Origin of the sequence: Streptomyces luteosporeus, from assembly GCF_039532865.1 — a bacterium.
GTDB classification, from domain to species: Bacteria; Actinomycetota; Actinomycetes; order Streptomycetales; family Streptomycetaceae; genus Streptomyces; species Streptomyces luteosporeus.
In genome coordinates, this window is record NZ_BAAASL010000078.1 from 1 (window position 1) to 563 (window position 563).

General features: G+C 48.0%; 2 protein-coding genes. One reads left to right on the plus strand and one right to left on the minus strand.

Going from position 1 to position 563, the window contains the following annotated elements; genetic code table 11:
• A partial coding sequence (locus ABD361_RS30510; protein ID WP_344440230.1) for a hypothetical protein occupies positions 1–295 on the plus strand: 295 nt, incomplete at its 5' end.
• Positions 296–322: 27 nt separating this feature from the next.
• On the opposite strand, the gene ABD361_RS30515 is transcribed toward ABD361_RS30510, so the two are convergent.
• The coding region (locus ABD361_RS30515) for a hypothetical protein (protein WP_344440232.1) at positions 323–563 on the minus strand (241 nt) is incomplete at its 5' end.

The following is a 563-nucleotide window of genomic DNA, read 5'->3' on the forward strand; positions in this document are numbered from 1 at the left end:
CGGTATTGTCCGGACACTGCAGGCGCGCGGGATTCGCTGCCGTCGCGTCTCCCCGGATAAGGCGTCATCAGTAAAGATGGCTGCACCCGACATGGATATCGTTATCCGGTGGGCAAACAAAATTCAACAGGCAGCGCGGGAGGTTCGTAATATGCCGGTAACAGAAAAGACATTTAATAATTATTTAAAATCACAGATGCGCGGTGAATGGCGTGATGTCCTGACCAGAGGTATCCGGGATGAACTGGTCCGTCGCGGGGTAATGAAAATTCAGGGGAATAAAATCATCTGGTAAGACTGCCAGAATAAAATGATATTTATTTTATTTATAAAAACAGAAAGGTCGAAAATCAATAATGGCATTTATTTCCATGACAAGACAGAAAGCGCCGTACAGATATGCAAGCAAGACCCGGTTATCGATAAGACGAACAGACTCAGGCTCTGCCTGCCAGCCACAGCGATTAAACACCTTCATCACCCCCACTACGTTACCCGTCAGACGTGCTGTAAGCGGATTTATCTGTCGGCCGCTGTCGTCAAAAGCGACATCGAGGTTGGCC